This is a genomic window from Streptomyces sp. NPDC001507 (genome assembly GCF_042894765.1).
GTDB lineage: Bacteria > Actinomycetota > Actinomycetes > Streptomycetales > Streptomycetaceae > Streptomyces.
The window spans coordinates 95,103-121,453 of record NZ_JBIAVV010000005.1; the positions used below are offsets into that span (position 1 = coordinate 95,103).

Annotated in this window: 22 protein-coding genes and 2 pseudogenes; 7 read left to right on the plus strand and 17 right to left on the minus strand. The window is 72.1% G+C overall.

Features of this window, described 5'->3' with window-relative positions; genetic code table 11:
• Position 1 precedes the first annotated feature (1 nt).
• Complete coding sequence (locus tag ACFY0K_RS17655) at positions 2 to 916, minus strand: helix-turn-helix domain-containing protein (protein ID WP_388604994.1); 915 nt, start codon at positions 914 to 916, stop codon at positions 2 to 4.
• Positions 917 to 1,090: 174 nt separating this feature from the next.
• Between ACFY0K_RS17655 and ACFY0K_RS17660 the strand changes: the two genes are divergently transcribed.
• Positions 1,091 to 2,134, plus strand: a complete 1,044-nt coding sequence (locus tag ACFY0K_RS17660) for an NAD(P)-dependent alcohol dehydrogenase (protein WP_351959428.1) — start codon at positions 1,091 to 1,093, stop codon at positions 2,132 to 2,134.
• Between the two features lies 1 nt (position 2,135).
• On the opposite strand, the gene ACFY0K_RS17665 is transcribed toward ACFY0K_RS17660, so the two are convergent.
• The 3 genes from ACFY0K_RS17665 to ACFY0K_RS17675 all read right to left on the minus strand — a co-directional run bounded on the left by ACFY0K_RS17665 (position 2,136) and on the right by ACFY0K_RS17675 (position 5,356).
• On the minus strand, positions 2,136 to 3,176 hold the full coding sequence (locus tag ACFY0K_RS17665; RefSeq protein ID WP_390640956.1) for a FecCD family ABC transporter permease: 1,041 nt from the start codon (positions 3,174 to 3,176) through the stop codon (positions 2,136 to 2,138).
• A 158-nt stretch (positions 3,177 to 3,334) separates the two neighbouring features.
• The gene (locus tag ACFY0K_RS17670) at positions 3,335 to 4,327 is read right to left on the minus strand and encodes a FecCD family ABC transporter permease (protein WP_390640605.1); all 993 of its coding nucleotides are present in this window, start codon (positions 4,325 to 4,327) and stop codon (positions 3,335 to 3,337) included.
• Positions 4,328 to 5,356, minus strand: a complete 1,029-nt coding sequence (locus ACFY0K_RS17675; protein ID WP_390640957.1) for an ABC transporter substrate-binding protein — start codon at positions 5,354 to 5,356, stop codon at positions 4,328 to 4,330.
• A gap of 115 nt (positions 5,357 to 5,471) precedes the next feature.
• On the opposite strand from ACFY0K_RS17675, the gene ACFY0K_RS17680 reads away from it, so the two are divergent.
• On the plus strand, positions 5,472 to 5,855 hold the full coding sequence (locus tag ACFY0K_RS17680) for a VOC family protein (protein ID WP_382726327.1): 384 nt from the start codon (positions 5,472 to 5,474) through the stop codon (positions 5,853 to 5,855).
• 12 nt (positions 5,856 to 5,867) lie between these two features.
• On the opposite strand, the gene ACFY0K_RS17685 is transcribed toward ACFY0K_RS17680, so the two are convergent.
• Together ACFY0K_RS17685 and ACFY0K_RS17690 are read right to left on the minus strand one after the other, a co-directional pair.
• The gene (locus ACFY0K_RS17685) at positions 5,868 to 6,983 is read right to left on the minus strand and encodes a serine hydrolase domain-containing protein (RefSeq protein ID WP_390640606.1); all 1,116 of its coding nucleotides are present in this window, start codon (positions 6,981 to 6,983) and stop codon (positions 5,868 to 5,870) included.
• Between the two features lie 77 nt (positions 6,984 to 7,060).
• Complete coding sequence (locus ACFY0K_RS17690; protein ID WP_390640607.1) at positions 7,061 to 7,831, minus strand: FadR/GntR family transcriptional regulator; 771 nt, start codon at positions 7,829 to 7,831, stop codon at positions 7,061 to 7,063.
• A 79-nt stretch (positions 7,832 to 7,910) separates the two neighbouring features.
• Between ACFY0K_RS17690 and ACFY0K_RS17695 the strand changes: the two genes are divergently transcribed.
• The 4 genes from ACFY0K_RS17695 (at position 7,911) to ACFY0K_RS17710 (ending at position 11,581) form a co-directional block, all read left to right on the plus strand.
• Positions 7,911 to 8,783 carry a carbon-nitrogen hydrolase family protein gene (locus ACFY0K_RS17695; RefSeq protein ID WP_390640608.1) on the plus strand — a complete coding sequence of 291 codons (873 nt, stop codon included), beginning with the start codon at positions 7,911 to 7,913 and terminating at the stop codon, positions 8,781 to 8,783.
• Between the two features lie 33 nt (positions 8,784 to 8,816).
• Positions 8,817 to 10,247, plus strand: a complete 1,431-nt coding sequence (locus ACFY0K_RS17700) for an APC family permease (RefSeq protein WP_390640609.1) — start codon at positions 8,817 to 8,819, stop codon at positions 10,245 to 10,247.
• Positions 10,248 to 10,327: 80 nt separating this feature from the next.
• Positions 10,328 to 10,840: a peptide-methionine (S)-S-oxide reductase MsrA gene (gene msrA, locus ACFY0K_RS17705; RefSeq protein WP_351959435.1), complete on the plus strand. Its 513-nt coding sequence runs from the start codon at positions 10,328 to 10,330 to the stop codon at positions 10,838 to 10,840.
• 234 nt (positions 10,841 to 11,074) lie between these two features.
• Positions 11,075 to 11,581 (plus strand): Dps family protein, encoded by a 507-nt coding sequence (locus tag ACFY0K_RS17710; protein WP_390640610.1) that lies wholly within the window; start codon positions 11,075 to 11,077, stop codon positions 11,579 to 11,581.
• 130 nt (positions 11,582 to 11,711) lie between these two features.
• Here ACFY0K_RS17710 and ACFY0K_RS17715 read toward each other — a convergent pair whose 3' ends face one another.
• The 7 genes and pseudogenes from ACFY0K_RS17715 to ACFY0K_RS17745 all read right to left on the minus strand — a co-directional run.
• Positions 11,712 to 12,692: a threonine/serine dehydratase gene (locus ACFY0K_RS17715; RefSeq protein WP_390640611.1), complete on the minus strand. Its 981-nt coding sequence runs from the start codon at positions 12,690 to 12,692 to the stop codon at positions 11,712 to 11,714.
• Positions 12,693 to 12,764: 72 nt separating this feature from the next.
• A complete protein-coding gene (locus ACFY0K_RS17720; RefSeq protein ID WP_390640612.1) occupies positions 12,765 to 13,289 on the minus strand; it encodes a hypothetical protein in 525 nt (174 codons plus the stop codon).
• A 150-nt stretch (positions 13,290 to 13,439) separates the two neighbouring features.
• The gene (locus tag ACFY0K_RS17725; RefSeq protein WP_390640613.1) at positions 13,440 to 13,994 is read right to left on the minus strand and encodes a hypothetical protein; all 555 of its coding nucleotides are present in this window, start codon (positions 13,992 to 13,994) and stop codon (positions 13,440 to 13,442) included.
• A gap of 682 nt (positions 13,995 to 14,676) precedes the next feature.
• Positions 14,677 to 17,112, minus strand: a complete 2,436-nt coding sequence (locus tag ACFY0K_RS17730; RefSeq protein ID WP_390640614.1) for a SpoIIE family protein phosphatase — start codon at positions 17,110 to 17,112, stop codon at positions 14,677 to 14,679.
• A gap of 109 nt (positions 17,113 to 17,221) precedes the next feature.
• Positions 17,222 to 17,606 (minus strand): annotated as a pseudogene (locus ACFY0K_RS17735) (hypothetical protein).
• Positions 17,607 to 17,651: 45 nt separating this feature from the next.
• Entirely contained in the window at positions 17,652 to 18,935 is a 1,284-nt protein-coding gene (locus ACFY0K_RS17740) for an ATP-binding protein (protein ID WP_390640615.1), read from the minus strand.
• 355 nt (positions 18,936 to 19,290) lie between these two features.
• Positions 19,291 to 19,764: pseudogene (locus ACFY0K_RS17745) on the minus strand (GNAT family N-acetyltransferase); the annotation flags it as partial.
• 293 nt (positions 19,765 to 20,057) lie between these two features.
• Here ACFY0K_RS17745 and ACFY0K_RS17750 point away from each other — a divergent pair.
• Entirely contained in the window at positions 20,058 to 21,578 is a 1,521-nt protein-coding gene (locus ACFY0K_RS17750) for a lysyl oxidase family protein (RefSeq protein WP_390640616.1), read from the plus strand.
• A 3-nt stretch (positions 21,579 to 21,581) separates the two neighbouring features.
• Here ACFY0K_RS17750 and ACFY0K_RS17755 read toward each other — a convergent pair whose 3' ends face one another.
• The 4 genes from ACFY0K_RS17755 to ACFY0K_RS17770 all read right to left on the minus strand — a co-directional run bounded on the left by ACFY0K_RS17755 (position 21,582) and on the right by ACFY0K_RS17770 (position 26,251).
• Complete coding sequence (locus tag ACFY0K_RS17755; protein ID WP_390640617.1) at positions 21,582 to 22,757, minus strand: hypothetical protein; 1,176 nt, start codon at positions 22,755 to 22,757, stop codon at positions 21,582 to 21,584.
• Between the two features lie 150 nt (positions 22,758 to 22,907).
• Positions 22,908 to 23,567 carry a hypothetical protein gene (locus tag ACFY0K_RS17760; RefSeq protein ID WP_390640618.1) on the minus strand — a complete coding sequence of 220 codons (660 nt, stop codon included), beginning with the start codon at positions 23,565 to 23,567 and terminating at the stop codon, positions 22,908 to 22,910.
• Between the two features lie 22 nt (positions 23,568 to 23,589).
• The gene (locus ACFY0K_RS17765) at positions 23,590 to 24,252 is read right to left on the minus strand and encodes a hypothetical protein (protein WP_390640619.1); all 663 of its coding nucleotides are present in this window, start codon (positions 24,250 to 24,252) and stop codon (positions 23,590 to 23,592) included.
• 364 nt (positions 24,253 to 24,616) lie between these two features.
• Positions 24,617 to 26,251 carry a M48 family metalloprotease gene (locus ACFY0K_RS17770; protein ID WP_390640620.1) on the minus strand — a complete coding sequence of 545 codons (1,635 nt, stop codon included), beginning with the start codon at positions 26,249 to 26,251 and terminating at the stop codon, positions 24,617 to 24,619.
• Between the last annotated feature and the right edge of the window lie 100 nt (positions 26,252 to 26,351).

Below are 26,351 nucleotides of genomic sequence, written 5' to 3' on the forward strand. Positions count from 1 at the left end.
GTCAGGGTGCCGGGGCGACCCGGGTGGCGTCCGTGCCCCAGCTGGCCAGCAGCCGCAGCGCCTCGGCCGACGGCGAGCCCGGTTCCGCGTGGTACGTGACCAGGGCCTGGTCCTGGTCGCCGGACATGCGGAACGACTCGTAGTTCAGGGACAGCTCCCCCACCAGCGGATGGTGCATCCGCTTCACGCCGTACGACTTCTCCTTGACGTCGTGGGTCGCCCACAGCCGGCGGAACTCCTCGCTCTTGACGGAGAGCTCGCCCACCAGCGCGGAGAGCCGGGTGTCGTCCGGGTAGCAGCCCGCGTCCATCCGCAGCTGGCAGACGATGTCGATCGCCTTCTGCTCCCACTCGGCGAACAGTTCGCGGTAGTCGGGCCGCAGGAACGTCAGCCGGGCCCAGTTGCGCTCCGCCACCGGCAGCTCCGCCCAGTCGCCGAAGAGCGCCGCCGCCATCCGGTTCCACGCCAGGATCTCCGAGCGCCGTCCCACGATGTACGCCGGCACGTTCTCCATCGACTGCAGCAGCTGCCCCAGCGAGGCCCGCACCTGCTGCGGCCGCGCCGACGCCTTCTTCTTGTGCTGCTTGCCCTTGGCGAGGTGGGTGAGATGCGCGTGTTCGGCGTCGGTGAGCCGCAGCGCGCGGGCGATCGAGTCCAGCACCTCCGCCGACACGTTCCGTCCGTTGCCCTGTTCCAGGCGCGTGTAGTACGCCACGGACACCCCGGCCAGCTGCGCCAGCTCCTCGCGCCGCAGCCCCGGCACCCTGCGGTGCCGCCCGAAGTCCGGCAGCCCCACGTCGGAGGGGCGCAGCCGGGCCCGCCGCGTACGCAGGAACTCGCTGAGCTCGGCACGCCGGTCCAGGGACGGGGAGGCGGAGGCGGGGGCTGGGGTGGCGGGCAGGGACTGGTCTTCCATACATCCAGTATTCACGGTCGTACGCCCCCGAACCTGACCCCGCCAGTGGTAGGCACGGCAGACGTACGCAGAGGCGGGGGCTGGGTGACGGACGTAGCGTGGAGGAGCCTGGAAACGTGCCCGGGACGGATGAAGGCGACCGGGTGCGAAGCCACCTCTAGGAGAACCCCCCTCATGACCACTGTTGCTGCTTACGCCGCGCCCGCCGCCAAGGCACCGCTGGAGCGGACCACGATCGAGCGGCGCGCGGTCGGCGAACACGACGTCCTCATCGACATCCGGTTCGCCGGTATCTGCCACTCCGACATCCACCAGGCCCGCGAGGGCTGGGGTACGGCGATCTTCCCGATGGTGCCCGGACACGAGATCGCGGGCGTCGTCTCCGAGGTCGGCCCGGGTGTCACCAAGTACGCGGTGGGGGACCGGGTGGGCGTCGGCTGCATGGTCGACTCCTGCCGCGAGTGCGACAACTGCAAGGCCGGTCTCCAGCAGTACTGCACCGGCGGCGGCCCGACCTGGACGTACAACGCCGTCGGCAAGGACGGCCAGCCCACCTACGGCGGCTACTCGCAGAAGGTCGTCGTCGACGAGAACTACGTCGTCCGCATCCCCGACGGCCTCTCCCTCGACGTGGCGGCCCCCCTCCTGTGCGCCGGCATCACCACGTACTCCCCGCTCAAGCACTGGAACGCCGGTCCCGGCAAGAAGGTCGCGGTCGTCGGCCTCGGCGGCCTGGGCCACATGGGCGTGAAGATCGCCGCCGCCCTGGGCGCCGAGGTCACCGTCCTGTCCCAGTCCCTCCGCAAGAAGGACGACGGCCTGAAGCTGGGCGCCACGCACTACTACGCGACCAGCGACCCGAAGACCTTCGAGAACCTCAAGGGCACCTTCGACATCATCCTCAACACGGTGTCGGCCCCGCTGGACTTCGACGCCTACCTGTCGCTGCTGAAGACCGACGGTGCCATGGTGAACGTCGGCATCCCCGAGGAGCCGGTGCACATCCTGCTCTCCTCCGTCTTCGGCAACCGCCGCAGCCTCAGCAGCTCCGGCATCGGCGGTATCCCGGAGACCCAGGAGATGCTCGACTTCTGCGCCGAGCACGACCTGGGCGCCGAGATCGAGCTGATCGGCGCCGACCAGATCAACGAGGCGTACGACCGGGTCGTCAACAGCGACGTCCGCTACCGCTTCGTGATCGACACGGCGACGATCTGAGTCACCGCCGCTGCCTCCGGCCGAGGAGCCAGAGCAGACAGGGGCCGCCGACCAGGGAGGTCAGCGCACCCACCGGGATCTCCAGCGGAGGGACCAGGGTGCGGGCCACCAGGTCGGCGGCCACCAGCACGACCGCACCCGTCAGCGCCGAGCAGACCAGCGGCAGCTGGGGGGTGCGGGTGAGCCGTCTGGCCAGCTGCGGCGTGGTCAGCGCGACGAACCCGATGGGCCCCGCGGCACCGGTCGCGGCGGCGGCGAGCACGACGCCGAGGGCGGTGAGACCGAGCCGGGCCCGGTCGACGCGGAGGCCGAGCGCGGCGGCGGTGTCGGGGTCGAGCCCGAGCGGTCGCGCCGCCCGGCTCGCCCACACCAGTCCCGGCAGGGCGAGCACGACGACCACGGCGAGCGGCCCGGCCTGCTCCCAGCCCCGCCCGTTCAGACTGCCGGTCAGCCACAGCTTGAGCTGCTCGGCCGCGTCCAGCTCGCTGTCGGTAAGATACAGCTGGACGACGGCGGACAGGGCGACGCCGATACCGACGCCGGTGAGCACGAAACGGCTGGGCTGCATGCCGTGGCGCCAGGCGAGCAGGTAGACGAGGGCGGCGGCGGTCAGCCCGCCGCCGACGGCGACGACGGGCATCGCACCGGGCGCGGCGACGGCGCCCGTCGCCAGCGCGAGCACGGTCGCGGCGGCGGCGCCGTGCCCGACGCCGATGACGTCCGGACTGGCGAGCGGATTCCGGGTCACGGTCTGCACGAGGGCCCCGGCGAGGCCGAGGGAGGCGCCGACGAGAGCGCCGAGCATGATCCGGGGGACGCGCAGCTCGTTGACGACGAGGTCGTAGGGGGTGTGTGTGCCGCGCAGGGTGTGCCACACGTCGGCCGGGGAGATGTAGGTCTGACCGAGGCACGCGGACGCGGTCATGGCGAGGCCGAGGAGGGCGAGCAGGGCGACGGCGACGAGGATCGACCGCTTGTTGAGGACGAGGGAGAAGCGGGGGTGCGGCCGTAGTACGACGACTGCCGGCCGGTGGGGGCTGATCGCGCAGTTCCCCGCGCCCCTGACGGGGCGCTGCCCAGCCGTGCTTTTCAACCTTGCTGCGGGCAGTCGTGCCGCTGGGGCGGCACGGGTGGGCGCAGGCTGCACCCTGCCAGCGCCGGTAAGCGTCCCCACCCCCCGGCCCCAGCCTCGGGTGCGCCTCACGTCACGGCTCCCTTCCGCCGTACCAGGGCCACCAGCACCGGCACCCCCACCAGCGCCGTCATCACCCCGGCCGGCACCTCCGCGGGAGCCCGCACCACCCGGCCCAGGACATCCGCGGCCGGCAGCAACCCCGCCCCCAGCAGCGCCGACAGCGGCAGTACCCGCCCGTAACCCCCGCCCCTGACCAGCCGCCGTGCCAGATGCGGCACCACCAGCCCGACGAACGCGATCGGCCCGGCCGCCGCCACCGCGGCAGCGGTCAGCAGCGTCGCGCCCAGCGCCGCGCACCCCCGGACCAGATGGACCCGGTGCCCCAGCGCCCGCGCCGTCTCGTCGCCGAGCGCGAGCGCGTCGAGCCCACGGGCGCAGGACAGCACCAGCACGGCGCCCACCGCGAGGAACGGCAGCATCCGTACGACCGTCCCCGCGTCCCGCCCGTTCAGCGCCCCCACCTGCCAGAACCGGAACTGGTCGAGGGTGGCGGAACTGGAGGTGAGGACGACGGTCGTGGCGCCCGCGGTCATCGCGGAGAGGGCGGTGCCGGCGAGGGCCAGTTTCACGGGGGACGCCCCGCCCCGCCCGCGCGCCGCGACGCCGTACACCAGGCAGGCGGCGGCGACGGCGCCGGTGAAGGCGTACCAGACGTAGGCCCCGAAGCCGTACCCGGCGCCGCCGAGGACGACGGCGAGTACGACCCCGGCCGCCGCCCCCTGGCTCAGGCCGAGGATGCCGGGGTCGGCGAGCGGGTTGCGGGTGACCGCCTGGAGGGTGGCCCCGGCGAGGCCGAGCGCCGCGCCCGCGGTGAGACCCACCTCGGTACGGGGCAGCCGGAGGGAGCGGACGACGAGCGCGTCGGGGGAGGAGCCGCCGTGCAGCAGGGCGTCGAGGACGGTCGCGGGCGGTACGGCACGGGTGCCGACGGCGAGGCTGAGGACGGCGACGACGGCCACCGCGAGGGCGGCCGTCGGCCAGAGCAGGGCGCGGCGCACTTACCGGAGGTGCTCGGCGAGCTGTCGTACGACCAGACGCGCGGCCGTGGGGCCGGCGTTGAGGTACCAGGGGTCGTCGTCGACCTGCACGGCGTGCCCGGCCTCGACCGCCTTCATCGACTTCCACAGCGGCCCGGCGAGCACGGTCGCCGCGTCCGTCTTCCTCGCGTCGCCCTGCACGGAGTAGAAGATCCGGTCGCCGTCGGCGGTGTCGACCTTCTCCGCGCTGATGTCCTGCGAAATAGCGTTGAACTGCTGGGACTTGGGGCGGGACAGGCCCATGTCGACGGCTATCGAGCCGGTGAAGGAGGAGACGCCGAACATCCGGGTCCGGTCGGGCGTGAAGCGGACCATGGAGACGGTGGCCGAGCCGTCGAGGGCGGAGCCGCTCTCCTCGGCGTTGCCGACGATGTCGTCGAGGAGCTCCTGCGCCTTCCGCCCCTCGCCGACCGCGTCCCCGACGAGCAGCAGGTCCCGCTTCCAGTTGATGCCCTGGCCGGCGGTGACCACGGTGGGCGCGATCTTCGACAGCTGCGGGTAGAGGTCGGCGAGCGAGTCGTTGACCAGGATCAGGTCGGGCCTCGCGGCGGCCAGGGACTCCAGGTTGGGGGCCTGGCGGGTGCCCGCGTCGGTCATCGCGGCGAGCTTCTTCTTGTACTGCGGGAAGGCGTCGGCGAGGTAGCCGGGGACCAGTCCTGCGTTGTCGGCGCGGGTGCCGGCCGTCGGGACGATGCCGAGGGTGAGCAGGTCGTCCAGCTGCCCGGTGCTGAGCACCGCGATCCGCTTCGGCCGCGCCTTGACGGTGGTCTTTCCCTCGAAGTGGGTGACCGTGCGCGGGAAGACGCCGTCGGTGTCGGTGTCGGAGCCCATCCCGTCGGCGAGGGCGCTCGGCGCGGCGGAGGGGCCCTCGGAGGTGCCGGCGACCTTGTTCACGGTTCCGTCGCCGTGGGCGGCGGCACCGGCGCCGTCGTCACCGCCGGACGACGAGCAGCCGGCCAGCAGGCCGCCGGCCACGGACACGGCGGACACGGCCACGACGGCCCTCAACCTCAACGCACGCACGACTGACACTCCCGATCAACGACTAAGGTGAGCCTTACCTTAGCTGGTACCGGGGTTACGTTGGACGGGAGGAGGTCCCACGATGACCGTGAACCTGAACCACACCATCGTCGCCGCACACGACAAGCACGCCTCGGCGAGGTTCCTCGCCGACATCCTGGGTCTCGAAGTCGGCCCGGACTACGGCCCCTTCGCCCCGGTCGCACTGCCCAACGGCGTCACCCTCGACTACATGGACACCCCGGGGAACATCCCGCCGCAGCACTACGCCTTCCTGGTCTCCGAGGACGACTTCGACGAGATCTTCACCCGAGTCCAGGAGGCCGGCCTCGACTACTGGGCCGACCCGTCCCACAGCCGTCCCGGCGAGGTCAACACCAACGACGGCGGCCGCGGCACCTACTTCGACGACCCCAACGGCCACCGCCTGGAGATCCTCACCCGCCCCTACGGCAGCGGCGGCTGACCCCGGTGCCGGTCAGGCCCGCAGCCCCGTGATGCCGTCCTGGGCGGCCATGACCAGCTCGATGCCCCGGTTGTCGGTGGCGGGCTCGCGCATCTGGTTCGTCACGTACGCGATCGCCGTCCGCTCGTCGGGGTCGACCCAGACCAGCGCGCCGCCCCAGCCGCCCCAGCCGAGGGCGCTGCCGAAGAGGCCGTAGCCGAGGCCGTAGCGGGCCGGCATGCCGAGGCGCAGGTCCTCGCCCTCGAACTGCACCTCCCTGGCCCGCTCGCACCCTTCGGGGGACAGCACCCGCACGCCGCCCACGGTTCCGCCGCAGGCGAGCAGGGACTGGACGAGGGCCACCGAGCGGGCGTTGCCGTAGCCGCTCGCCGCGGGGATCTGCGCGCGGCGCCAGGCGAGGCTGTTGCCGTCGCGGACGCGGACGGCGGTGGCGGTGGTGGGTGCGGCGGGGGGCGTGTCGCGGCCTGGCGCACTGGCCGTGTAGTCCTCGTCCTTGCCCGGCGGCGGCACGGTCAGCGCCACCCGGGAGTCGTGCTCGGATCCGAGGCCGAGGTGGAAGTCCGCGCCGAGCGGCCCGGCCACCTCCGCGGCGAAGAACTCACCCACGCTCCGCCCGGTGATCCGGCGCAGCACCTCGCCCACGAGGAACCCCTGGGTGAGCGAGTGGTACCCGGCCGTGGTCCCCGGCTCCCACTGCGGGGCCTGCCCGGCGAGCCGCTTCGTGGCGGTCGTCCAGTCGTACAGCTCCTCGATCGGCCCCTCCCAGTCGGGCAGCCCCGCGGTGTGCGACAGCAGATGCCTCACCAGCACGTGCCGCTTGCCGGCCGCCGCGAACTCCGGCCAGTAGCGGGCGACCGGTGCGTCCGGGTCCAGCTTCCCCCGGTCGACCAGGACGAGCGCGCACAGCGAGGTCATCGTCTTGGTCACGGAGAACACGTTGACGATCGTGTCCCGCTCCCACGCCCGGGTCCGTCCGGCGTCGGCGAACCCGGCCCACACGTCCACCACCGGCTGCCCGTCCACGAAGACGGCCACGGCACCGCCCACGTCACCGTCGTCGACGAATCCGGCGAGTGCGGAGGGCACGGCGGAGAACAACTCGTCGTAAGAGCCCTGGATGTCGGCCATGCCTGCCATTGAGCCCGCGGGGGAGCGGCCCGGCAACCGAATATCGGTACCCCCGCCCGGCACTTCCACCGAAGTGCTCAGCCCATCAACCCCACGAACATCGTCCGGTGCAGGGTCTCCACATGGCGGCGGGCGATGTCGGCCGCCTCGGCTGCGTCACCCGCGCGGAGCGCCGCCACCAGGGCCCGGTGCTCGTCGTTGGAGTCGCGCAGTGCGGCGAGGGGGTAGGGGAGGTAGTACGCGTAGAGCCGGCGCAGCACGGTCCCGTAGGTCCCGACGCTCGCGTCGAGGCCGGTGGCGCGGGCCACGGCGAGGTGGAACCGCTCGTCGCAGGAGTGGAACTCCGCCCAGCTCTCCGCCCGGTCCATGGCCGCTACCAGCGTGTCGAGCTCGTCGAGGGCCGCGCCGGTCACGCCGCGGGCGGCGAGATGGGCGATCCCGCACTCCAGGACGGTCCGCTCGTCGATCAGGTGGTGCACCTCGGCGCTCTGGCCGTGGTAGGCCTCGGCCGCGCCGACGACCCCCCGGGCCGGCTGCTCGGCGACCAGCGTGCCGCCGTTGCGGCCGCGCCTGCGCTCCAGGACGCCGTCCGCGCACAGGGAGCCGAGCGCGCGGCGCACGGTGATCTCCCCGACGCCGAGCGCCTCGGCTATGGCGTCGGTCGGGGGCAGCCGCTCGCCGGGGGAGAGCAGTCCGAGGTCGACCGCCATGGCGATCCGGGCGCGCACCGTCTCCAGCGCGGTGAGCCGGCGGATCCCGTTCAGCTTGGGCGAGTTGAGGGCGAGGACGGGGCCGTCGGAGTGTGCCTCGGGGTGCGCCGGTGCGGATCCGTTCGGGGTGCCGGTCATGCCCTCAATGTAGCGACCAGTAAAACTGCTCATAATGAGACCATTGTATAAGGGCTCATATTGAGTTAATTTCCTGGCCATGTCCCGACCCCTCCCCGTCGCCCTGGTCCAGGCCCCTCCCCACCCGGCCACCGACCCGCTGTCCGGCTTCGCCGAAGACGTCGGGGACGTACTGGCGCGCTTCCCGCAGACCCGCCTCGTCGTCCACCCCGAGCTGCACCTGTGCGGCACCGAAGGCCCGGCCGCCGAGTCGGAGGCCCGCCTGGCGGCCGCCGCGGAGCCCCTCGACGGCCCCCGGGTGCGACGGCTCGCCGAGCTCGCGGGCGACCTGGGCGTCTGGCTGTTCCCGGGCACCGTGGCCGAGCGCGGCCCGGCCGGCGAGCTGTTCAACACCGCCCTCGCCTTCTCCCCCGAGGGACGGCTCGCCGCCCACTACCGCAAGCTCTTCCCGTGGCGGCCCTTCGAGCCGTACACCCCCGGCGACCGCTTCGTCGTCCTGGACCTCCCGGACACCGGCCGCGTCGGCTTCGCCATCTGCTACGACGCCTGGTTCCCGGAGGTGGCCAGGCACCTGGCCTGGATGGGCGCCGAGGTCATCGTCAACCCGGTCATGACCACCTCGGCCGACCGCGCCCAGGAACTCGTCCTCGCCCGGGCCAACGCCATCGTCAACCAGGTGTACGTGGTCAGCGTGAACACCGCCGGCCCCGTCGGCACCGGGCGCAGCCTGGTCGTCGACCCGGAGGGACGCGTCCGCGTCCAGGCCGCCGACTCCGCGCCCACCGTGCTGACCGACGTCCTCGACCTGGACGACGTCACCCGCGTACGGACCTACGGCACCGCGGGCCTCAACCGCATGTGGGACCAGTTCACCGAGGCCGACGCCCCCATCGACCTCCCGCTCTACGACGGCCGACTGGACCCCCGCCGCTGGCGGCCGGCCGGCGACTGACCCGCTCCGTCCCCTCCTCGCGCAAGGAACGCCATGTCCGCACCCTCCGCCCCGCCCACCCTCTCCCGCAGCCTGACCCTCAGATCCGTCGTGCTCTTCGGGCTCGCCTACATGACCCCGATCATCGTGCTCGGCACCTTCGGCGTCGTCGCCGACAGCACCCACGGCGCCGTGCCGACCGCCTATCTGCTGGCCCTGGTCGCCATGCTCTTCACCGCGCACAGCTACGGGAAGATGGCCGCGACCCACCCCGTCGCCGGGTCCGCCTACACCTATGTACGGCGCTCCATAGACTCCCGGGTCGGCTTCCTCGTCGGCTGGGCCACCCTGCTGGACTACTTCTTCCTGCCCATGGTCATCTGGCTCATCGGCGGGGCCTATCTCCAGGCGGAGTACCCCTCGGTGCCGTTCTGGGTGTGGATCATCGCGTTCATCGTCGTCACCACCGCGCTCAACATCCGGGGCATCAAGACCGCGGAGCGGGTCAACGACCTGCTGATGGTCTTCCAGGTCCTGGTCGTGGCGATCTTCGCCCTGCTCTGCCTGCACCACGTCTTCCAGCACCGGGGGGCGGCCGGACTCGTCAGCGCCACCCCGTTCGCGAACCACGCTACCGGCCTCGCGGGCATCTCCGCGGGCGCCGCCATCGCCGCGTACTCCTTCCTCGGCTTCGACGCGGTCACCACGCTGACCGAGGAGACCGTCGAGCCGCAGCGCACCATCCCCCGCGCCATCCTGCTGACCGCACTGATCGGCGGCGGCATCTTCGTCGTCGTCGCCTACACCACGCAGCTGGCCCACCCCGGATACGCGTTCACCGACTCCAGCTCGGCCGCGTTCGAGATCGCCAAGGCGGTCGGCGGCGACCTGTTCTCCTCCGTGTTCCTGGCCGGCCTGGTCGTCGCCCAGTTCGCCTCCGGGATCGCGGCCCAGGCCAGCACGTCACGGCTGCTCTACGCGATGGGCCGCGACTCCGTGCTGCCGAAGAAGGTCTTCGGCAGCATCCACCCCAAGTACCACACCCCCGCCTTCAACATCCTCCTCGCCGGTGCGGTCGGCCTGATCGCGCTGCACCTGAACGTCGCCACCTCCACCTCCTTCATCAACTTCGGCGCCTTCACCGCCTTCACCTTCGTCAACCTCTCCGTCATCGCCACCTACGTCCGGGAGCGCCGCGCGGGCCGCCGCCCCGCCGTGTGGTCGTACGTCCTGCTCCCGGCGGTCGGCGCCGTCGTCGACGTGTGGCTGCTGTGCCACCTCGACGACCGGGCCCGCACCCTCGGCCTGATCTGGCTGGCCCTCGGCGTCTGCTACCTCGCCTGGCTCACCCGGGGCTTCCGCAAGGCCCCGCCGGAGATGACCTTCGACGAGGACGCGGACCCGGCCCCCGCCCCCGCGTCGGCGTCGGCGTCGGCGACGGACCGGGTGGCGGGCACGGAATCGCCGGGAACCCGCACGCGTTGAGGGGGGTGGACATCGGAGGCCGCCGGTGTGCAAGCCGAGGAGCCCGAGTGACCGGGCCGACGAGAACTGGAGGGGTCACGATGACTGTGCAGACGCAGCGGGCCGTGCTGGCGGGCGGATGCTTCTGGGGGATGCAGGACCTGATCCGCAGGCAGCCGGGGGTGACGGCCACCCGGGTCGGCTACACCGGGGGTGACGTGCCGAACGCGACGTACCGCAACCACGGCACGCACGCGGAGGCCATCGAGATCCTCTTCGACCCCGAGAAGACGGACTACCGCGCCCTCCTGGAGTTCTTCTTCCAGATCCACGACCCGAGCACCAGGAACCGCCAGGGCAACGACATCGGCCTCAGCTACCGCTCGGCGATCTACTACGTCGACGACGAGCAGAAGCGGATCGCCGAGGACACGATCGCGGACGTGGACGCCTCCGGGCTGTGGCCGGGCAAGGTCGTCACCGAGGTGGAACCGGTCGGCCCCTTCTGGGAGGCCGAGCCCGAGCACCAGGACTACCTGGAGCGCTACCCGGACGGCTACACCTGCCACTTCCCGCGCCCCGGCTGGAAGCTGCCCGTCCGCGCGGAGGGCTGACGACGGACGGCCCGGCACCCGGCGGAGGCCCTCGCACGAGGCTCCGCCGGTGCCGGGCCGTGTCATGACGCGGATGGACGCCCCGGATGGCGGCGACGGGCACCGTTCATCAGGCTGAATCCGACTGGTCGTAGGACCTCCTGGTCGTGAGACCCCGGCGATCCCCGTCGAGTCCTCGTCGATCGTCAGCGGATCCACAGACAGCGCGGATCTTCCCGTCGAAGGAGCAAAGGCATGCCCCCCAGCAGCTCGAACGGCGCCTCCCGCCGCCGCAAGGAAGACGCGCCGCAGTTCACGGCCTCGGCGGAGCTTGCCGGAAACCTGCAGGAGATCGTGGTCGATCTGGTCGAGCTGCATCTGCAGGGCAAGCAGGCCCACTGGAACGTGGTCGGGCACAACTTCCGCGACCTGCACCTGCAGCTGGACGAGGTCGTCGACGACGCGCGGGAGGCGGCCGACACGATCGCCGAGCGGATGCGGGCCCTGGGCTCCTGCCCGGACGGGCGCTCCGACACCGTCGCGGCGACCACCACCCTCCCGCAGTTTCCGCCGGACGAGCAGAACGTGAGTGCCGTGGTCGACCTGATCACCGCGCGGCTGCGCGCCGTCGTCGACACGGTGCGGCGCGTCCACGACCAGGTGGACGCCGAGGACCCGTCCACCGCCGACCTGCTGCACGGGATCATCGACTCCCTGGAGAAGCACGCGTGGATGGTCAGCGCGGAGAACCGCTCTGTGTGACCGCATCGCCGGCCGGGGACCACAGGCTGTTCCGTCGCCCGGCCGGAACCGGCGCACGAACCGTCGGGCAGGCGGTCCGACTTCCGGGCGCCCCGTTCGTCCGGACCGGGCAGAGGGCCTGGACCGGTCGTCAGGACCCGTGGAGGGCGGCGGCACCGACCCAGCGGTGGTAGGCGTCCACATCCACATTGCTGCCGCACACGATGGTGACCACGTGCCGGCCGGCGAAGCGGCCGCGGTCTTCGAGGACCGCCGCGATGCCGAGCGCGGCCGACGGTTCCACGACGAGCCCGGCGTGATGGAGGAGCATCCGCATACCGGCCATGATCGACTCTTCCCGGACCAGGACGGCGTCGTCGGCGACCAGGAGAAGGTCGTCCAGGACGGCTGGGACGGGACACCGGCCGGCGACGCCGTCGGCGATGGTGTCGGCCGAGTCGGTGATGACGACGCGCCGCTCGCGCCACGAGCGTGTCATCGCCGGTGCGCCCAGCGGCTGGACACAGATCACCTCGACACCGGGCGCCAGGGCCTTCACCACATGCCCCACACCGGTGGCCAGCGCCCCGCCGCCGAGAGCGATCAGGACGGTGTCGAACGACGGCGCGGTACCGACCAGTTCGAGGCCGATGGTCGCCGCGCCCTCGCAGGTCTCGATGTCCAGACTGTCCTCGACCAGCCGGATGCCGTCGCGGCGCGCGATGGCCGCCGCCCGCTCACGGGCCATTTCGTGGTCGCCGTCCACCAGCTCCAGCCTGGCGCCCAGCGCGCGGATGCGATCGAGCTTGGCCACGGTCGCGAAGCGCGACGCCACGACGGTCACGTCGAGTCCCCGGACGCGACCGGACCAGGCGAGCGCCTGGCCGAGGTTGCCCGCGCTCGCACACACCACGGCCGCTGCCCCGCCTTCGGCGAGCCGGCTCGCGACCACCTCCGTGCCGCGGGCCTTGAAGCTGCGGACCGGGTGCGCCGTTTCGAGCTTGATGCTCACCGTGCATCCCAGGCCGGGTTCCAGCGCCTCGCAGCGGTACAGCGGAGTGTCCAGGAAGACCGGGTCGATCACCCGGCGAGCCGCCCGGATCCGAGCCGTGTCGAGACGCGTCCCCCGCATGACACGGCAGCGTAGCGCCGCCGGCCCGGCGCTGCGTCGGTTGAGCCCCGGCCCGGCCGGAGAGCCGTGGCGTCACATGTCGCGGCAGGCCGTGGCCTTGAACCGCGTCAGGGGGACGACGGCTGTGAATTCGTCGCCGTCGTCGGAGACGTCGTCGTACAGGACTTCTCCCGGCGCGAGCCGGTCCCGGTCGGCCCGGGTGAAGGAGACGTCCGTCGTTGACCAGGAGTTGTCCTTGGTACCGCCGTAAAGGGTGTAGGTGGTCCCGGCGGTGAGCGGGGTGAGCGCCCTGGTCGTGGTCCAGCCGGCGGCATGAGACTCGAGGGGCCAGATGACGAGACCGGCCTTGTGCGGGCGAGCGGCCGTCCACGAACCGACCGTCACGGACTTGTCGGCGTCGGCACTGTCCACGTAGACGGTCGCGCCGTCGATGTGATGCCCGCAGATCATCATGACGCCGAGCAGACGCCCGTCGACGGTCACGGAGACACCGGCGACGGCGTCGACGGGAACCGTGCACCCGGACGTCGCGGCCAGGGCGACGCCGGCCACTACGGCACCGACGGAGCGCCGGAACACCGGCCTCGAAGTGGCCAACCGCACAACTCCCCCCGCCCGGAGGGCGCCCAGGCCCCCCTGTCCCCGGATGCTAGGGGCGAGCGCCGTCGGGTGGGCGGCGTCGCCACCCACCCGATGCACGCCTGTTGCCGCCCCGTAGCCGCGACGGCGAGCCCGGTCGCCAGGCGTTCAGGCGCTCAGCCGCTTCCGGTCACCCATCACCACGACCGGGTGGCGACGGGGATCGAGGGCGCGCAGCAGGGCCTTCATGCCGGACTCGGGAACGGTGACACAGGCGGACGTGCCGTCGCCGTGGTCCAGGTGCAGCCATATCCCACCGCCCTTCTCCACTCCGTCGGGGCGGCTCCAGTCGAACGGCGGGACGCCCTTGAGCCGGTTGTAGTCGATGGCGATGACGTAGTCGAAGTCGTGGACGTGCTCGTCGCCGTCCTCGATCATGGAGGCGAAGGCGTTGTCGTCGTACCAGTAGCGCAGGCGGCTGCCCGGATCATCGAGCGACCCTCCCGCATCCGTCAGGGAGAACACGCCGACGGGGCTGCGCTCGTCGTCCATGCGATGGTCGGTCGTCCAGCCCAGCCTGCCGTTGTGCGCGGGCCAACTGCCCTCGCGTTTCCAGGCGGCGCCCTGTTTCTCGTAGAGCACGACGGTGCTCTCGGCGGAGTCCGCGTCGTCGCCGTAGACGACCACGGCCTGGCGGGCGTCCGCCGGTACGCGCTTGCCCATGCGGCTTCCGACGCCCGGAAGGCGCGGGCCCACCTCCGTGCCGGGGGACCCGGACGCGGCCGGGTTGTTGACACCCGGGGCACCGACGTGGCTCCTGTGCCCGTCGGCTCCGGCGCACGCCGTGGTGGCGGCCAGCAGCACACCACAGGCGAGAGCCGCGGGTATGGCATGGCGCGCCCCGCCGCGCCGCGCCGGAGGAGAACAGGGCCGTATCCCAGAAGTTGTCCGCATGACCAGGATCCTGTGGCGGTCCGCCCCGGCACGCACCCCGAGGACGCCATCCGGCTTAGCGGGGCCGGGCACACCTGCGCGCCGGAGCGCCCGCGGCGGCAGCCGCCCCACAGGCCGAGTCGCAGGGACCACCGGTACGGTGGACCGCCCACCCGGTGACGGCAGGTCCCCTGTGAGGTCGCGATGTGCGGCGACGACGGCACGGCACTGCACGTCGTGGGCGAACTGGTCCGTGCCGCGGTGGAGTTGCGGCGACCGTGGGCACGTCGGCCCGCGCCTGCCGGTCGGCGGAGGCAGGACGACTCGTAGGGGCGGACGTGTCACTCGATCTGCGGCGGTGCGCTGGTGTCACAGACCGCCCGAGTCTCGCACGCACGTACGGTGCCGCCACGGTCCGGGTACCGGTGGTGGCGGTGTCCGGCTGAAGGCGTGCGGCCGGGCCGTGGGTCACTCACGTGGGTGGCAGGGGCTGTTCCGTCCAGACGGTCTTGCCGTCGTGGGTGTAGCGCGTGCCCCACCGCTCGGTGAGCTGCGCGACCAGGAAGAGCCCGCGGCCGCCCTCGTCCGTGCTGAGGGCCCGCCGGAGGTGCGGCGAGGTGTGACTGGTGTCGGACACCTCGCAGATCAGGCAGTGCGTGCGGATGAGGCGCAGGGTGGCGGGGCCGGTCGCGTACCGGTAGGCGTTGGTGACGAGCTCGCTGGCGACCAGCTCGGTGGTGAACGCCAGCTCGGACAGCCCCCATTCGGTCAGTTTCGCCGCGACCAGCTCCCTGGCCCGGGCGGCTGCGGTCGGCTCCAGAGGCAGCTGCCACGAGGCGACGTTCTGCGGCCGCAGCACCCGGGTGCGCGCGACGAGCAGCGCGATGTCGTCGATGGGCCGGTGGTCCTTGGGCAACAGCGCCTCGACCACGGCGTGGCAGGTCTGCTCCAGGGGTTCGGTGACGTAGCTGAGACACGTGTGCAGGTCCTTCAGCGCGGCGTCGACGTTGCCGTTGCGCGCCTCCAGCAGACCGTTGGTGTACAGCGTGAGCAGGCTGCCCTCCGGGAGGTCGAGTTCGTGCGTCTCGAACGGCAGGCCGCCCAGGCCCAGCGGCGGCCCCGCGGGAAGTTCGAGCACGGTCACCTCGCCGTCCGGGGAGGACACCAACGGCGCCGGGTGGCCGGCGCGCGCGAGGGAGCAGCGCTGGGAGACCGGGTCGTAGACGGCGTACAGGCAGGTGGCCCCGACGACCTGCTCGACCGCCGAGTGGTTGCCCTCGGCGTTCGCCTCCAGCTCGGAGGCGAGCAGGCTGACCAGATCGTCCAGCCTTGCCACCACCTCGTCCGGTTCCAGGTCGAGGCTGGCCAGGGTGCGCGCGGAGGCCCGCAGCCGGCCCATCGAGGCCGCGGCGTGGATCCCGTGGCCGACCACGTCCCCCACGACGAGGGCCACCCGGGCCCCCGACAACGGGATCACGTCGAACCAGTCGCCCCCGATCCCCGGCTCTCCGCTCGCGGGCAGGTACCGGCAGGCCACCTCCACGGCCGGCAGGTCGGACGCCACGCTGGGCAGCAGACTGCGCTGCAGGGTCAGCGCGGCGCTCTGCTGCTGGGTGAAGCGGCGCGCGTTGTCGATGCACACGGCCGCACGCGAGGTCAGCTCCTGGGCCACCGCGGCATCGTCGTCCTCGAAGGGCTCCGCATGGCGCGACCGCCACAGGCTCACCACGCCCAGGACGAGGCCGCGCGCGACCAGGGGCACCGCGATCAGTGAATGAACGCCGAGACCGGAGGCGATCTCGATCCGCCGCCGGTCCATGGCGTACCACTCGGGGCGCAGCGACAGCAGGCTTTCCAGGATCGGGCGGCGTTCGGCCAGGCACCGTGCCTGCGGGGAGTCCGGAAGCAGCGGGACCACCTCGCCCTCCTGGTACGGCACCCGCGGTTCCGGCGGCGCGAGGGCGGCACGGAGCAGCGGACCCGCCGTACCAGCAACGGGTTCGTCACCGAGTGTCACCGATGTGAGGAGGTCCACCGAACAGTGGTCGGCCAGGCCGCGGACCGCCACCTGGGCCAGTTCCCGAGCGGTCTGTGTCACGTCCAGTGAGGTACCGATCAGGCTGCTCGCCTCGTTGAGCAGTGCGAGCCTGCGTTGCGCCCGGTGACGGTCGGTGACGTCCTGGATCGTCTCCGCCACGCCGAGGACCCGGCCCGCGGAGTCCTCCATCCGGAAGGCCGAGACGGACACGATCCGTTCCCGGCCGGGGTCGTGGAGTGCCCGGGCGGACTGCTCAGTGAAGATCAACGGCTCGCCGGTCTCCAGGACGTGCCGTACCCGGTCGTCGGTCGGACCCGCGTCCTCGGCGACCATGAACTCCCGGGGGTGACGGCCCACCGGTGCCTCGGCCGGGACGCCGCTCGCCTTCTCGACGGCGCGGTTGACCCGGATCACCGTCCTGTCCGGGCCGTAGGTGACCAGACCGATCGGGGAGCGGCGGTACAGGCCGTCCAGCAGCGCACGGTCCCGTTGCCAGGCGATGACCTCCGCGGCCGGAGCGCCGACCAGGAGCCACTCCTGACCGCCCCCTTCGCGGGTGATCACGCGGGCCCTGAAGCCCATCTGCACGCGGTGTCCGTCGCGGTGCCGGACGGGCAGCACACCGAACCAGCCCTCCGCCTTCACGGCGTCCACGACGACGGACCGCACGACGTGCAGGTCCGCGGCGTCCACCAGGACGTCCTGCCACGCCTGGCCGAGCACCTTGCCGGCCGGGTAGCCCAGCAACTCCTGCGCACGTGCGCTCCAGCCGACCACGGTGCCTCGAGCGTCGAGCACGGCCGAGGCACCGCGCCCGAGCGCGAACGGATCCTCGGGACTCTCGCTGAAATGCGCCGAGGGCATCCCCATGGCCATCACCTTGCCTCCGTGCCTTCGATGGTCCTCCCCGCGCCCTCCGTCCGCGACTCTCCGCTCGACGCACCGGAAACCGTAGGTGGCGGTCGGGGTCCGAGCAGCCTCACATCCGGGATCTCGGCACGCCGACCCCACAGCCCGGCGCGAAGCGGTCGAAGCCGTGCTCGGTCAGCCGGCGGACTGCCAGCAGGCTGCGCAACGACCACCACGCGTGGATCACGTCGACGCCGACGTCGGCGCCGTAGCCGGCGAGGCGTCGCCGAGGTGCCCCTCGTGGCCGAGGCGCTCCTCGTGGCCGAGCGTGAAGGTGGCTTGCGCCACAGGACCTCCGGGGTCGGGACCGGCGCCATTGTCTCGACCTCGGCATCGACCCGCGCCTGATCGGCGTCCGCCTTCAGGAACGCGTCGCCGAGGCGCAGAGTCGCGCGCTCGGAATGGGCGACGACGACTCTGACCTCATCCGTGGCCGACCAGTATGGGGAGTCCACGGACGGCGCCGGGTTTTCCGCGTGCGATCACGCGGCTGACCGTGCTCAGAGCCGGCTGTACTTGTCGATGTCCTCGGTGAACTCCTCGATCGTGTGCGGGGTGAGAGTCGGCCGGGTCTCACCGATGGCGGCCATGTAGTCCTCGGTGGTGGCCGCTCGCCCCTGACGGTGCGTGACCTCGTACTCGAACGCCGCCTGTGCACCCTTGCGGGCGGCGAACTCGATGTCGGCGGGGGTGAACAGCTCGCTGGCCTCGACCAGTTGACCGAGATCCACCGAGTCGCCCGTGGACCTGAGATAGCGGGCCCAGATCGCCGCGCGGGCGGTGGGGTCCGGCGGGCCGATGGGGATGACGTAGTCGAAGCGGCCCGGCCGCAGGAACGCCGCGTCAAGGGAGCGCACCGAGTTGGTGGCGCAGGCCAGCAGCCGCGCGTCGTGCTCACGGAAGACGGGGATGAGCTTGAGCAGTTCGTTGGTCACTCCGTGCCCGGGGTCGACAGCCTTCCCCGAGCGGACGCCGGCGATCTCCTCGACCTCGTCGATGAAGAGCAGCACGGAGTCCAGTTCCGCCAGGTCCGCGAAGGCCTCCCGCAGCGCCACGGCCAGCCCCTCGCTCGTGTCGGCCGCGAGCCGGGAGGGGAAGAGCTCGACGAACGGCCAGCCGAGGCGCGAGGCCACCGCCTTGGCGAAACTGGTCTTTCCGGTGCCGGGCGGACCGAACAGGATGATCGACTTGGGTGGTACGACGCCGTAGCGGTCCGCCAGCGCCGGTTCGGTGAGCGGCAGCACGACACGACGTTCGACGATCTGCTTCTCCCGGTCCATGCCGGCCATGGCGTCCCAGAGACCCTCGGGCAGCATGCGACCGCCCAGCGCGGCCAGGACGTCGGCGTTGGCGGTGCCGGGCGGCTCGAGCTTCTCGTAGTAGGTCAGGTCGGCGCGGGACCGGTAGCCGGAGTTCTCCAGAGCCTTCGTCCCGGCGGCGCCGGCCGGCAGCAGGGCACTGACGTGGCGCACGCCCAGTGCCCGCAGACGCCGTTCCAGCTCGGTGAGGAGCGCGCTGCCGATCCCGCGTTCCCGCCATCGTGCGGCGAGTGCCACCAGCAGGATCCATCCCCGCTTGTCGTGGGCCTGCGCCACGGCCATGCCCACCAACTGGTCACCGACCACGGCGACCACCGCCGTCTGACCGGCCTTGGCCGCGGCCATCACCTCGGAGACCGGAAACACCCGGTGTTCGTCGGCCTGCCGGCTCTGGTCCCAGATCTGGATGGCCTGGTCGAGATCGTCGTCGTGATAGTCACGCAGATGCCAAGCGGGCATCGCCATCACCTCACCCGGCGCGGAACTCCCATTTTCCCCCATGGTGTGACGTGCGGCGAGCCCGATCGTCCGGACGACGAGCCGGCAGCCGTGGTCGCCGGGCGGCACCCGCCTGCCGGGCGGCCACGGGCCGACGGGAACCGTGCGGGGTCGGGGAGCGCGGTGCCGGGGGGCGCGGGGGCCGGGGAGCGCGCGGTCAGAACCAGTGCAGGCGGTGCGGCGGGCGGTCGGCCCGGAAGAGGGCCTCGGCGGGGGCGGCCGCGTCCGGGTGGCGGGCTCGGACGTGTCCGGCGCGTACGAGCGTGCTCGGGGCGGTGCCGCCGAGGTACCCGTCGTCCGGGCCGCCGGCCAAGCGGGGCGCCGGTGCGTAGGCCACCGCGTGCGCCCGGGGAACGGCGAGGGCGGCCCGGTGGCGCGGCACCGTCAGCCGGCCCGTGTACGTCGCCGGTCCGTAGCCGAACCTGCCGTGGACCGGCGCCTCGGAGGCCGGTAGCGCGGAAAGGAACTCCCCGCCGTCCCGCAGGTCGGCGAGCTGTCGCCGCATCATCGCGCTGAGCACATCCCGGCGCCGGTGCGAGGGCAGGACGCCTACGGCGGTCACCCCGGCTGCCGGGACGAGGGCCCCACCGGGCAGGGTGAGCTCGAAGGCGTGCGTGGCAGCGGTGCCGACAGGCCGCCCGTCCGCCGCCACGGCGAGCAGGCAGCGGTCCGTCTCCAGCGCCGACCACCAGAGCCCGTCGCCGTCGACCGGAGGTTCCGGGAAGAGCCCGAACGCGGCGTGCACCGTGTCGACGAAGACGTCGAGATCCTCGCCCGTCGTGGGACGGATCTTCATCCCTGCCGCTGCCGCCTCGGAATACCGGCACCGGGCACGCTCCTGCCCCCACCGCCTCTCGTGCAGGGCCCTGAGCCCGAGAGCACGTCCTGGGCACGTGCCGGCCCGGCCGAGTGGCAGGCGGTCGTCGGTCATGGGGGCGACGGCGGCAACGAGCCGACATTCAGGGCGACTTTGCCTTGCCAGGCAACCGGCGTCGGCTTCTCACCCTTTTCACAGATGGCACACAGACACCTCCTTCCGTGCCTCAAGACGTGCACGACTCGTCCCGACCAGACGCAGAAAGAGCACCCATGACCAGACACCACCCCACCGCTTTACGGCGTTCGGCGGTCATCGCCGCTGCCGCACTCACCGTCGGCGCCGCCGCGACCCTCGCCGCGCCCGGCGCGGGAGCGGCGACACCGCCGGGCATGCCGAAGCTCGAACTGATCGCCGCCACCCCCGCGGTGACCGTCGACCGATGGGAGGGCGAGCCGGGGGTCTACCTGGACCTCGGCACTTACATCACGGTCGACGGGGGACCGTTCGAAGTTCGGGTGACGCGCAAGTCCTACAACGACCCCGTCGTCGCGTCGCAGGTGATCCACTCCGGCGGCCGGACGATCACCAGGACCCTGCCGAAAGGTCTGGTGAACGACTTCTCGGGCCTGCCGGGCTTCCTCAAGGTCAGCATCAGCGACGCGTCGGGCGCGAAGAAGGTCGACACCACGCAGTCGTTCTGCCCGAACAACCGGGCGGGCCGGATCCGGCCGGATGCTCCGGCCACCTCGAAGTACCCCGACGGCTGCTCCGACAACGCGTTCGCGCTCGGCGGCGTGTGGGGTGTCGAGAAGGGCTGGGCGGCCGCCACGTCCCAGGGCTTCCGTGGGGACAACCCGGTCGACCTGCCGGCCGGCGTCTACACCGCGAAGGTGTCGGTGGCGAAAAAGTACCGCGACCTGTTCGGGATACCGGACAAGACGCAGACCATCAAGGTGACGGTCCGCCAGCAGGACTCCGGCGGCGGCCACGGTCTGGCCGGCGCAAAGCGCGGGCAGAAGGGCGCGTCGAAGAGCCTGAAGGCGCCCGCCGGCCGCCCGGTCGGCAAGGCGGCCGTCGCCGCCGACATGCCCAAGCCCGACCTGCGTGCCCTCCCCGCGTACGGCATCGCGATCACCGACGGGGGAGAGGGCGGAGAGGGTGCCGCCGCCGGCAAGGACTACCTCGCCTTCAGCGCCACCGTCTGGAACGGCGGCCCCTCGCCGCTGGTCGTGGACGGGTTCCGCAAGCCCGGCGCGGAGAAGATGGACGCGTACCAGTACTTCTACGACGCCAAGGGCAAGCAGGTCGGGTACACGCCCACCGGCACCATGGAGTGGGACCCGCGGGAGGGCCACCAGCACTGGCACTTCAGCGACTTCGCCAGCTACCGGCTGCTCGGTGCGGACAAGAAGGAGATCGTCCGCAGCGGCAAGGAGGCGTTCTGCCTGGCCAACACCGACGCCATCGACTACACGGTGAAGAACGCCAACTGGCACCCGTACAACACCGACCTGGCCACCGCCTGCGGTGAGGAGACCGCCGTCTCGGTGCGCGAGGTCCTCGACGTCGGCAACGGCGACACCTACAGCCAGTACCGCCCCGGTCAGTCCTTCGACGTCACGGACCTGCCGAACGGCACCTACTACATCCAGGTCATCGCCAACCCCGACAACCGGCTCAAGGAGCAGAGCACGGCCAACAACGTCACCTACCGCAAGGTCGTCCTCGGCGGCACGCCGGGCGCCCGCACGGTGACCGTGCCGAAGTACGGCCTCATCGACGCTCCCTGATCACTAGGCGGCGGGCGGGGGCAGCCGCCTCCGCCCGCTCACCGGCAGGCCGCCGGACGCCGGCCTGCGGCTCCGCCACGGCCCGTTCCGCCGGACACCACACCTGCTCAGCGTCTCCAGCTCGATCCGTGCTGTCCGGTCTCCGATCAGACCCAGGGCGACAATGCCCGCTTCGGCCACCTGAGGGGCGCGGGGAGCGTCCCCGGACCGATGGTCCAGGGAGGTCTCGACGAGGCCGACGAGAGCACGGACGGTGTCCGACCGAGGCGGAAGGAAGGAGAGCATCCAGGCGAGTCCACGCAGCACGTGGGAGTTGTAGGGGTCGAAGCACACGTTCACATCGAACCGGAGATGCGGATGGCCGAGGAGCGGGAGGGTCCGCTCCAGCCCGACCAGTTCGAACCACCTCAGCACCGCGCGCCGCGCCTCCTCCGGGCCCACGGCGTCCAGCAGTGCCGATCCAGCGCGTCTCCACTTCGCGGAGGGGGCGTCGGCCGTCGCGGGAGCCGCATGCTCCAGCAGTCGCTGCCACGGCTCTCCTCGGGCGGCTGCCTCGCGGAGAGCCGCGTCGGCCCACGGTTCACCGGGGTTGAGCACCGGACCGGGGAAATGGGCCAGCAGGTTCCGCATCCCGGATTCCCTGCCGTTCGCGGCCGCATGCGTGCGCCGGAAAGCAGGCAGGTGCACGGCCGCGCTTGTGCGCCGGAAGGCGGCCAGGACGGCCCCACCGGGAGTACGCCCGGCTGCGAGTTCCGCATCGGCCAGCTCCCAGATCCGGTGGCCGGACCAGACGACGAACTGGTCCCCCAACCGGGAGAGCAGTTCCTGACGTTCGGCAGCCAACAGGTCTCCGTCAAGGTCACGGACAACACCGGAGGCGACCATGAGCAGTTCGGTGCGGAGGTATCCCGAATCCCGCCCGAACTCCTCGACCGACCAGTCGTCTTCCACGTGGGCGTACCAACGGGCCCACATACCACCGAGCTCCAGCCGGTCCTGGTCGGACAGTCCCCGGAGAAGCTGCATGCTCTCGACCCCCACGCCGGTCATGGAGCCGTTGTTGCAGGCGGCCCGCATGACCGCGCGCGACAGTTCCAAGAGACCGCCACGCTCGGCGAGGGCGCGGAACTGAGCGGCCTGTTCTGCCAGGACCTGGGTGTTCGCCATCCATCTGCTCATGGTCGGCACAGTAGGACGGGCCACGGACATCGAAGGCGTCCGACGGCAATGGGGCAACGGTTTCAGCGCCGGGGCCGGTGCGCCTCACCGCGGTGCTCTCGCCGCATCGGCCGACGCCCCGGTCGAGCGGGACCAAAACGACGGCTCACGTCAGTACCAGCGCACTTGGCCGGCTGCTCCACTGCCCGTGGAGGCGGCGTGGCGGAGAACGCGGAGCGGGCCGGCGAGAAGTTCGTCCGCGTCGTGGTCGGGGTCGTCCCCCACACCGGTCATCCACGCGTGCATGCGCTCGATCGCGTCGCGACGCGGGGTTCCGGTCAGGACGAGCGTCTCCTCGACCGCGGGCAGCTGAGCGCGGACTTGCCCGGCATCGAGAAGGAAGTCCCCGAACCGGCCCGGCAGCCGCAGCGCCGCATCGGGACCCAGTGCGTAAGCCAGGGCCGAGAACGGGTCGGCCTTGCGCGCCGTGGCCACGAACAAGCCCTCCCCGACATCGGGGGGAAACTGGGCCATGACCGCGTCACGCAACTCCTCCGCCTGGTCGGAGTCGTCGTGACAGGCGTCGAAGAACGCGCTCAGCCGGAAGGCGTCCTCGTCGGCGCTCCAGTCGCCCGGAGAACTCGTCGACGGAGTGAACATGGATGCCTGCCCCTTGCTGCGCCACCACTCCAGCCCCCCAGGCACGGCACAGTGCACCGGTGCCGGCACCGAGTTCCGAGCCGAAGCGCTCAGCACATTCCGTACCTCCTGGTCAGGCACCGCGCCGATGATCCACACACCTGTGACGCTCAACTGCGCCTCCTTCTGCACTGCCACCCGAACTCGGGCATTCTCAGCCGCCGGTAGGACGGCCGTCCGTACGGCGGGTCCACAGCGAGAGGTCGCTGCTCGTCGCCACGGCGATCGTTCGCCCGGAGGGGGAGAAGCCGGCTGCACGGAACGTGGAGTAGCTCGAGTGGAAGATGTGCCACCACTTCTCTCCGTGCGGACCGGCGTGCGGGAGCCCGCCGTCGCGTGACAGCAGGACCCGTTCGTGCGGCCAGGCCGGGGTGACGACTTCCAGGGTCCAGCCGTCCTCGGTCGTGGTGTGCAGCCCGCCGCCGAAGAGCCCGGCGATGCGCACGCGCTCTCCGGTGATCGGCCCGAGCCCGGGGCAGGACAGGTCGGCGACGGCGTCGGGGGTGCTGTCCTCGGGAGCGGGGTCACGGTCCCTGGCGATCTTCTCGCCGGTCACGGCGTCGAAGAGACCGTGCCCGTCGTAGGAGACGACCATCACCAGATCGCGGCCGGTGCCGGGGTCCGTCGCAAAACCTATCCCGAGCAGTCCGCCGACAGGGACGCCGTACTCGTACCTGAAGACGGGCCGCCACGGTGCGGGCGCGGGCACCACGGGGGCCGCGAGAAGCCGGTTCCGCATCGCCCGCTGGTAGGCCGAGAGCTCGGGCTCATGCTCGGACTGCCCGACCGGGGGCGTCTCCTTCGTCCACTTCGTCACGGGACCATGATCCTCGCATCGAGAAGCCGGCCCCAAGGTGACCCCGGTCCACGGGGCGGGCGCAGCCCGCATCCACCAGCAGCGTCTTGACCGCAACATCGACGGACGCGGTGAACCGGTGTTCCCTGTCCGATCGGTGTGGCGACGGCCAAGGGGAGAGCAGGAACGGGAACGTGTCGGCACGCTGCTGTGCGCCGAGGGAGCCCACGAGGCGCACGCGTTCACGTTGCGGGGTGCGTGTCCCCTCGCTCGGGAGCCGCCCGCGCACAGGCGGCGGGGCGGCGGTCCCGCCGCCCGCGGACCGGTTCGGGGAGATCTCCGGCGGTGCCGCGGTGGCCTCGGGGGAGGCCGCTCCGCGGCCGGGTCAGACCGGCTGTGGGGCCGGTGGCAGAAGTGCCCGCAGGGGGCCGGTGTCGGGGTGGTCGGCCAGGGCGGCGGCGACCGCGGCGTGCAGCGCGGCCTCCGTGCCCCTCTCGCCGTCGAGGTCGGACGCGGAACCGGGCAGCCGTACCGCCGCCGGGCGTGACCAGGAGAACTCCCAGTGCAGCAGCGACCGGGCGCTGAACTCGGCCAGCACCATGCTCCGGAGCGCGTCGCGCAGCACCGGCCGTACGGACTCCCGGAACGCCGGGTCCTGCGCGTTCGCCGCCTGTTCGGGCGACGGCAGCCGCTGTGCCAGTTGCCACAGCCGGCCGTCGTCGATCAGCCGGAGCAGCGCCGGCAGCGTCGGCCGGCCCTCGGTGTGGAGGGCGAGCGCCCGGTGCAGGGGGGTGTCGAGCGAGGCCAGCCCCGCCGCCATCGACGCGCTCAGCAACTGCTCCCACCCCCCGGCCCGCTCGAACCGCCGTACCTCGTCGGTCAGCACCGCGTCCTCCAGCTCGGCCAGGGTCCGGGCCGGGTCGGTGAGCAGGGCGAGGGCCGGACCGTCGTCGTCCGCGTCGCGCCCGTCGGCGGGCAGTTCCTCGATCCGCCGCACCCGGTCGGCGATCGGCGGATGCGAGTCGTACGGCGATCCGGGCTCCGTCGGCAGTTGCTCCCGCAGCCCCGCCAGCTCCGTCTCGCGCGCCGTCAGCATCCGGCCGAAGCCGCCGAAGAACTGCCCGCGCGGCGGGAGCTGCCGGGCCGGCAGGCCGAGCGTCGCGTAGGCGTCGAGGTAGAAGTCGTGGGCGGCGGACAGGACCGGGAGCTCACGGAGCGCCGACGCCGTCGCCTCCCGGCCGGCGATCCGCGCGGCGGCCATGTCGGCGGCGTACTCCTGCGCGCGGGCCGTCGACAGCGTGGCCCGCATGTAGAGCTTCGCGTACGCCGTGTAGACCGCCGCCATCAGCCGGTACGTGATGCCGGCCCCGGCGGTGTCGATCTTCCTGGCCTGTCCGCCCTTCGCGGTGCGCCTGGCCGCGGCCTTCTCCTGCCGGGCGCGTTCGGCGGCCTCCTTGCCGTCGGCCTGCGCGTGGAAGTGTCCGACGGTCCGGGCGATCTGCGCCCGGCCGCGCACGGCGAGCACCGACAGCCGGGTGTCCCCGCCGGTGAAGTGGCCGTACTCATGGGCGAGTACGGCCTTCAGCCGGGCCTCGGTCAGCCCGGTCAGCAGCGGCACGCCCAGGTAGAGGCGGCGCGGTCCGGGGCGCAGACCGAGCAGCCGGGGCTCCTCGCCGACCCCCGCGTTGACGTCACCGGTGAGGACGACGGCGTCCGGCGCGCGGGTGCCCGTGGCCGCCGCGAGTTCCCGCACCAGCGCCCACAGCCGGGGCTCGTCGGCCTCCGTGACCGGGAGGCCGGGCGGGTCCTCGCCCCTGGGGGTGCGGAGCATGAACATGCCTCTGACGACCGGGACCGCCAGCAGCAGCGAGACGATCACGATCTTCCCGGCGAAGGCGTCGGGCGCCCACGTCACCGCCGCCACGTCGACGACGGCCGCCACCGCCAGCAGAACGAAGCTCAGCAGATAGAAACCGCAGAGCAGAACAAGGGCGCGCAGCGCCCGCAGAGTTGCGCCCATCGGGCAGATCCCCCCACCAACGGAAACCAACCGAACTCAAGCGCCCCGAAGGAGCGCTGGGGGTACCCCCAGTCGAAGGCGGGGAGGCGGAACTGCGCGA

What these genes read in the sequence shown, in the direction of transcription:
- ACFY0K_RS17655 (WP_388604994.1), bottom strand. Translation starts at nt 916, where the DNA reads ATGGAAGACCAGTCCCTGCCCGCCACCCCAGCCCCCGCCTCCGCCTCC.
- ACFY0K_RS17660 (WP_351959428.1), top strand. Translation starts at nt 1,091, where the DNA reads ATGACCACTGTTGCTGCTTACGCCGCGCCCGCCGCCAAGGCACCGCTG.
- ACFY0K_RS17680 (WP_382726327.1), top strand. Translation starts at nt 5,472, where the DNA reads ATGACCGTGAACCTGAACCACACCATCGTCGCCGCACACGACAAGCAC.
- ACFY0K_RS17685 (WP_390640606.1), bottom strand. Translation starts at nt 6,983, where the DNA reads ATGGCCGACATCCAGGGCTCTTACGACGAGTTGTTCTCCGCCGTGCCC.
- ACFY0K_RS17690 (WP_390640607.1), bottom strand. Translation starts at nt 7,831, where the DNA reads ATGACCGGCACCCCGAACGGATCCGCACCGGCGCACCCCGAGGCACAC.
- ACFY0K_RS17695 (WP_390640608.1), top strand. Translation starts at nt 7,911, where the DNA reads ATGTCCCGACCCCTCCCCGTCGCCCTGGTCCAGGCCCCTCCCCACCCG.
- ACFY0K_RS17700 (WP_390640609.1), top strand. Translation starts at nt 8,817, where the DNA reads ATGTCCGCACCCTCCGCCCCGCCCACCCTCTCCCGCAGCCTGACCCTC.
- msrA (WP_351959435.1), top strand. Translation starts at nt 10,328, where the DNA reads ATGACTGTGCAGACGCAGCGGGCCGTGCTGGCGGGCGGATGCTTCTGG.
- ACFY0K_RS17710 (WP_390640610.1), top strand. Translation starts at nt 11,075, where the DNA reads ATGCCCCCCAGCAGCTCGAACGGCGCCTCCCGCCGCCGCAAGGAAGAC.
- ACFY0K_RS17715 (WP_390640611.1), bottom strand. Translation starts at nt 12,692, where the DNA reads ATGCGGGGGACGCGTCTCGACACGGCTCGGATCCGGGCGGCTCGCCGG.
- ACFY0K_RS17725 (WP_390640613.1), bottom strand. Translation starts at nt 13,994, where the DNA reads ATGGGCAAGCGCGTACCGGCGGACGCCCGCCAGGCCGTGGTCGTCTAC.
- ACFY0K_RS17730 (WP_390640614.1), bottom strand. Translation starts at nt 17,112, where the DNA reads ATGGGGATGCCCTCGGCGCATTTCAGCGAGAGTCCCGAGGATCCGTTC.
- ACFY0K_RS17740 (WP_390640615.1), bottom strand. Translation starts at nt 18,935, where the DNA reads ATGGCGATGCCCGCTTGGCATCTGCGTGACTATCACGACGACGATCTC.
- ACFY0K_RS17750 (WP_390640616.1), top strand. Translation starts at nt 20,058, where the DNA reads ATGACCAGACACCACCCCACCGCTTTACGGCGTTCGGCGGTCATCGCC.
- ACFY0K_RS17755 (WP_390640617.1), bottom strand. Translation starts at nt 22,757, where the DNA reads ATGAGCAGATGGATGGCGAACACCCAGGTCCTGGCAGAACAGGCCGCT.
- ACFY0K_RS17770 (WP_390640620.1), bottom strand. Translation starts at nt 26,251, where the DNA reads ATGGGCGCAACTCTGCGGGCGCTGCGCGCCCTTGTTCTGCTCTGCGGT.